Annotated in this window: 3 protein-coding genes; 1 reads left to right on the top strand and 2 read right to left on the bottom strand. The window is 45.3% G+C overall.

The genetic code is table 11. From position 1 onward, the window contains the following. A partial coding sequence (locus A3757_RS16905) for a tandem-95 repeat protein (protein ID WP_156506376.1) occupies positions 1–3,867 on the top strand: 3,867 nt, incomplete at its 5' end. A gap of 38 nt (positions 3,868–3,905) precedes the next feature. Here A3757_RS16905 and A3757_RS16910 read toward each other — a convergent pair. Beyond that, on the bottom strand, positions 3,906–5,261 hold the full coding sequence (locus A3757_RS16910) for a cell wall metabolism sensor histidine kinase WalK (RefSeq protein WP_068553089.1): 1,356 nt from the start codon (positions 5,259–5,261) through the stop codon (positions 3,906–3,908). A 2-nt stretch (positions 5,262–5,263) separates the two neighbouring features. Next, on the bottom strand, positions 5,264–5,956 hold the full coding sequence (locus tag A3757_RS16915) for a response regulator (protein ID WP_068508125.1): 693 nt from the start codon (positions 5,954–5,956) through the stop codon (positions 5,264–5,266). Between the last annotated feature and the right edge of the window lie 327 nt (positions 5,957–6,283).

Consider the following 6,283-nt stretch of genomic DNA (forward strand, 5'->3'; position numbering starts at 1 on the left):
GCTGGCGAGGCTTTGGACTGGTCTGTTGAGGTCAGTTTGCATTTTGATAGAGACTATGGAAATTGGCGCTATCAACTTGATCACTTGCTTGTGAATGACACCGAGGTCGAAATTACCGATACGATAGGCGAGGTCATTGATATTTCAGGTGGTTACTATAATGGTTCAGGTTATGTCGTAATTAGGACTAACGAAACGGAATCTTGGAATTATGCTTTAGGCACTGAGGGTGACGATCTAATTTTCGGCACGGATGATGTCGCAATGTTTGATGAACTTGAAGGCGGTGCCGGGAATGATCAGCTATATGGCAAAGCAAATAATGACATTCTTCGAGGCGGAGAGGGTCATGACGTTCTATCCGGGGGCGCAGGTGATGATGAACTTTATGGTGGAGACGGCCAAGATACCCTGATTAGTGGCAAAGGGAATGATCGTCTAATGGGCGGCTTTGGGGGCGATGTATATCGTATCTACGCAGGTTCTGGAGTATCTCGTATTTCTGATTTTTCAGAAGACTTTAACATCATTGAAATAGCGAATGATTTAAGCGCACAAAATGCTGCGCTTCACCAAAGTGGTGATGATTTAATGATCTCTTTTGAAACGGGTGAGAATGTCATTGTCTCGAACTATTTCGACTCAGGAATCCCAAGTGGCGTAATTGATGAAATACGCTTTGCCGATAATACTGTCTGGGAATCTGCGTATGTTCAGGCAAACGTTGAAGACCTTCCGCTCTCATACGATGGGCAAGCTCCAGCAGGATTTAACGTTGTAGATCAACCTAACGGGAGTGGCGATTATATCGGTACGAATGATGACGATTTTATTGAAGGTACTGGAGACCAAGAAGTCGTTTATGGGTCTTGGGGGCGAGATATCATCGTTGGCTTTGGTGGTTCTGATGAGTTAGTGGGTAGTAGTGGTGGCGATTTGATAATCGGTGACGGTTTGCTATTTGGTAACGAAGGGGATGACATTTTGGAGTCGAGAAATATGAGCAACGACAATTATGATGGTCGTGCTTTTATGTTTGGCGGTGATGGTGATGATACCTATCGTGTCGGTATAAACAGCGTAAACACCTTTATCTACAACGGCTCTGAAGCGGGTCATTATGGCGCTAGCTTTTCAGGGGGGCCAGGTGGAAGCGCAAGTGACTTTGATGTACTGGAGTTTATGGAAGGCATCTCTCCCGACGATATTAATTTTTATGCTAATGGTTATGGTCTCGAATTAGAAATCGGAAATAATGGCTATGTCGTCACGTTGGCAGATTATTTTGAACCTTTGACATACCAAGGGAAGGGCATAGGTGAAACCGCACCCGTTGACGAAATTCGTTTTGCTGACGGGACAGTTTGGAATCAAAACGACATCACAGACATGTTGGCTAACGCTCCGGTTGATCAAGATATTGAGGGAACTAGTCAGGCTGATACACTTTTAGGTGGTGCTGGTGATGACTGGATCGCAGGTTTTGAAGGCGATGATACTCTGTATGGTGAAGGTGGCGACGATATCTTAGTTGGCGGTGCTGGGAACGATACTTTGTACGGCGGTTCGGGTGAAGATGACTATGATTTCGACCCTGGTTTTGGTCAAGATGTCATTTACAATACTGGAAGCGACTATAATGAGATATGGCTTTACCAGGTTAATGAGTCGGATGTGGCTTATGCAAAGCAAGGCAATGACCTCGTGGTTTCTATTATCGGAACGTCTGATCAGATAACCGTTAAAGACTGGTATGAGTCACCGGAACGAAAAGTAGTAGTGTATTTCGATGATTTGGATATCACACATTCAATCGATCATATTGAGTCATTAGCGACTGACGAGAGTAGTTCGAGCAATAGCGAACCTACCGCTCTAGCGGATACAGCAAACACCGAGGAAGATACTTCCATTATCATTGATGTGTTAGCCAATGACAGCGATATCGATGGTGATAGTCTGAGCATTAGCTCTGCTTCAGCCTCGTATGGTTCGGTTCTCATCAATGGTGATGGAACGCTGAACTACACACCTAATGCCGATTTCAATGGTTTAGATAGCATCAGCTATGAAGTCTCAGATGGTAACGGTAGCACGGCGACCTCATCGGTATTCGTCACGGTTAACCCCGAAAACGATGCGCCTGTTGCTGTATTCGATACGGCTGCAACGCAGGAAGATACGTCAGTCACGATTGATGTGTTAGCGAATGACAGCGATATCGATGGTGATAGTTTGAGCGTTAGCTCTGCATCAGCGGTAAGTGGTGCTGTTGTAATTAATGGCGATGGAACGCTGAGCTACTCGCCTAATGCAGATTTCAATGGTTTAGATAGCATCAGCTATGAAATCTCAGACGGTAACGGTGGCACCATGACCTCGTCAGTCTCTGTCACAGTGAACCCTGAAAATGATGCGCCTGTTGCTGTTGCAGATGCGGCAGCAACACAGGAGGATACGTCTGTCACCATTAATGTGTTAGCGAATGATGGTGATATCGACGGAGATAGTTTGAGCATTAGCTCTGCATCAGCGTCAAATGGTGCTGTTGTGATTAATGGCGATGGCACACTGAACTATACACCTAATGCAGATTTCAACGGCTTAGATAGCATTAGCTATGAAATCTCAGACGGTAACGGTGGCACGGGGGCCTCGTCGGTATCCGTCACGGTTAACCCCGAAAATGATGTACCAGTTGCTGTAGTCGATACCGCTGTAACGCAGGAAGATGCTTCTGTCACCATTGATGTGTTAGCGAATGATGGCGATATCGACGGAGATAGTTTGAGCATTAGCTCAGCATCAGCGTCAAACGGTGCAGTTGCGATAAATGGCGATGGCACACTAAGTTATGCGCCAAATTCAGACTTTAATGGTCTTGATAGCATTAGCTATGAGGTCTCAGACGGTAACGGTGGCACGGCGACCTCATCGGTATCCGTCACGGTCAATCCTGAAAATGATGCGCCGGTATCAATATCTGATACAGCTGTTACTGATGAAGATACGGCAGTTGTTATCGATGTTCTTGTGAACGATAGAGATATTGATGGTGATAGTTTATCTGTTGTGGCTGCTGCGGCGATTAGCGGTGTCGTAGCTATCAATGGTGATGGAACTATCTCATATACGCCTAGCGCTAATTTCGTAGGAGAAGATTCAATCACCTACGAAGTTTCGGACGGTAATGGTGGAGTCGCCAATTCAACCGTCGCAGTAACTGTAAACTCAACTGAGGATGATCCAATTACTATTGTTGGAACTGGTGCTGCAGAAACTTTAGAGGGTGGAAATAATAACGATAACCTCGCAGCCAAAGGTGGAAAGGACGTTCTATATGGATATGAAGGCAACGACACGCTACACGGTGGTGGCGGTGCCGACTCTCTATATGGCGGCTTGGGAGCAGATACACTAAAAGGTGCTAATGGCTCTGATAAGCTTTACGGGAATGAAGGTAACGATTTGTTGGTGGGTGGTAAAGGCCATGATACCTATTACTACCAAACTGGTGATGGCTATGATCGTATTAATAACGCTTCAAATAACTTCGCGACTGATACTGACAAACTTAGTTTGGAAAGTGTAGGTGATGTCGATGATGTATGGTTCAAAAAGACGAACAACCATCTCGATATTTATGTGCTGGGAAGTGAAGACCACGTTCGAGTTAATAACTGGTACAAGGCAGATAAGTTTAAGCTGGATTCAATTGAGGCGGGTGGCCAAGCCATTGATGCTATTAATATTGAACAGCTTGTAAGTGCGATGGCTTCGTTCGGAGCTCCTTCAGGAGGCAGCATATCGCTGAATTCTGATGAGCAAAACCAAGTCGATACAGCAATAGCGACGGCTTGGGCCTAGAGGCTACATAAAGGGCCTTCGGGCCCTTAAAAACTTTCTCAACTCTTCGGCAAAATAACCACAACCCTAAGCCCCTTAACCTCCCGATTACTCAACTCAATCACACCATTGTGCTTCTTAATAATTTGCGAGCTAATAGCGAGACCTAATCCAAAGCCTCCCGTGCCTCGGTTACGGCTTTTGTCAGCTCGGTAGAAGGGTTTGAGGATAGATTTGAGTTCTTCTTCTGGAATGCCTGGGCCTTCGTCCAAAATCTCTATATGAAGATTGCCAGAGCCCTCATAGAGCTTGAGCTCGATGTTGGCATCGTTGGGACTGTATTTGATGGCGTTTGTTAGCAGGTTTTCAAATGCCCGGGTTAGCAAGGGCTCGTCACCTTTGATGAGCGCATCGCTTTGCAAATCGGTTTTTAGTGTCAGGTTTTTTTCTTTTAGTTCTAGCTCTGCGTCATCGGTAATGCGGCCCAAGAGTTGTGACAGGGACAGGCTCTCCATCTGCGTCAATTGCTGGTTGTCAGTTTGCATTAAGGTGAGCAGTTGGTTGATAAGTTCTTCAATACATTGGTTCTGGTGTTCGATTTTGTCTAACAACTTGCCTGGGTCATCAACTGATCTGGCGAGTTCAATCGCGAGTTTTTGTCGAGTGAGTGGGGTTCTTATTTCGTGCGAAATATCACGAAAAAGTTGCTGCTGACTGCTGATTAAGTCAGATACTTTATCAGCCATTTGGTCGAATGCGGTGGCGAGTTGCCCTAGTTCATCTTTGCGTTTGCCAACATCCTGACTGACGCGAATGTCGAGCTTTCCTTGGGATATCTCAAGGCTGGCTTGATGTAACACGCGAATAGGCTTGGCGATAGAGCGTGCTATCCACAATGAACCTAATAATATGATGATACAAGATGCCAGTAGACGATAGCCGTGCAAAGACTCTGGGTTGAAGCGGGACTGTATATAGCGCGAAGGCATGACTCGCAAGATATAACTTTGCCCGTTTGGTGACGATATTTGTTGGTCGGCCAAATTTAGCAAGTGTGTTCGATAGGGTTTGTCATCGTGATCGTGATGCTCATCATCATCGTCATCATGATACCTTGGCTTTCGGTGTGGAATTACCGGCGTCTCGTCAGTATGTAATAACACTACGCGTATGCCTTCGCGGCGGGCTAGTTTTCGGTACCAGCGTTTTAGGGCTTTGCCTCCTTGCTGCTCGTATACCTCTATTGCTTCGGGTGCGAGTGAGCGCATCTTGTCTTTTACTTGCTCGACCTTGAATTCATTGACGACGATTTCTTTGGTGATCCAGATATTGGCGAGAATGGTCGCAAAGGTGGTTAGCCAGAAGATCAGAATAATCTTCCAAAACAAGCGATGTTTAAAGATGGATTGAGTCATGCTTAACGCGTCTCCACCTGACCTTGGAATAAATAACCACTGCCACGAATGGTTTTGATGTGTTCGCTATCGAGTTTCTTACGCAGGTTACTCATATGCATATCAATGGCCCGATCATAGAGTGTTAGCTTTCGCCCTAAAGCAAGCTCGGTTAGCTCGGCTTTGGTCATAATTTCATTGGCGTTGCGCATCAGTGCGTGCAGAATATTGAATTCACTGCTGGTAAGTTCTATTTCTTCACCCTCAATTAGGGCTTCACGCGTTTTTAGTTTTAGCTTGATTTTGTCTGAAACCAGCTCACTAGCCTGGTTTGTTGTCTGGCCTTGGTCGATCTCCACGCGTCTTAGCAATGCTTTGATTCGCGCCACCAACTCTCGTGGGTTAAATGGCTTGGGAAGGTAGTCGTCGGCGCCCATCTCAAAGCCTATGATTCTGTCTAGCTCATCACCTTTTGCGGTGAGCATTAATATTGGGCTAGTGATTTGGCCGCGTATATCACGCAACACGCTTAAACCATCTTTGTTAGGCAGCATGATGTCGAGAATGATAACGTCGTAGTGACTTTTTAAAGCCAAGCGTTCACCTTCGACGCCATCGAATGCCGTGGTCATGGTGAAACCTTCTTGTACTAGCAGGCTACTTAGAAGCTCACTGATCTCGGTATCATCTTCAATGAGTAATATATTGGCACTCATATCAAACCTTTATTGATTTACGGAATTGTTTGAAGTCTAGCATAGGCTTTTTACCTTCTATTTAATCTTTACAGAGACTTTACGTTTACTAGACCCCGATTTACATAGCAATGAATACAATGATTATCAGTCGATAACAAATCGATTAAAAAAATCATTGAGAGGAAGAAATCATGAGTAATCGTCTATTTACTAAGAAGAAGTTATTAGGTTTGAGTTTAGCGATGGTCATCGCAGGGTCTGCAGCGGTTGCGACAGCAGGGCCGCACTATAAAGAGCATGGCATGAACCACAAAATGGAAAGAATGCTCAAGCGCCTTGACTTAA

The sequence above is a fragment of the Oleiphilus sp. HI0117 genome, from assembly GCF_001635235.1.

Excerpts from the sequence above, each read along its gene's own strand:
- A3757_RS16915 (WP_068508125.1), bottom strand. The coding sequence starts at position 5,956 with ATGAGTGCCAATATATTACTCATTGAAGATGATACCGAGATCAGTGAG.
- A3757_RS16910 (WP_068553089.1), bottom strand. The coding sequence starts at position 5,261 with ATGACTCAATCCATCTTTAAACATCGCTTGTTTTGGAAGATTATTCTG.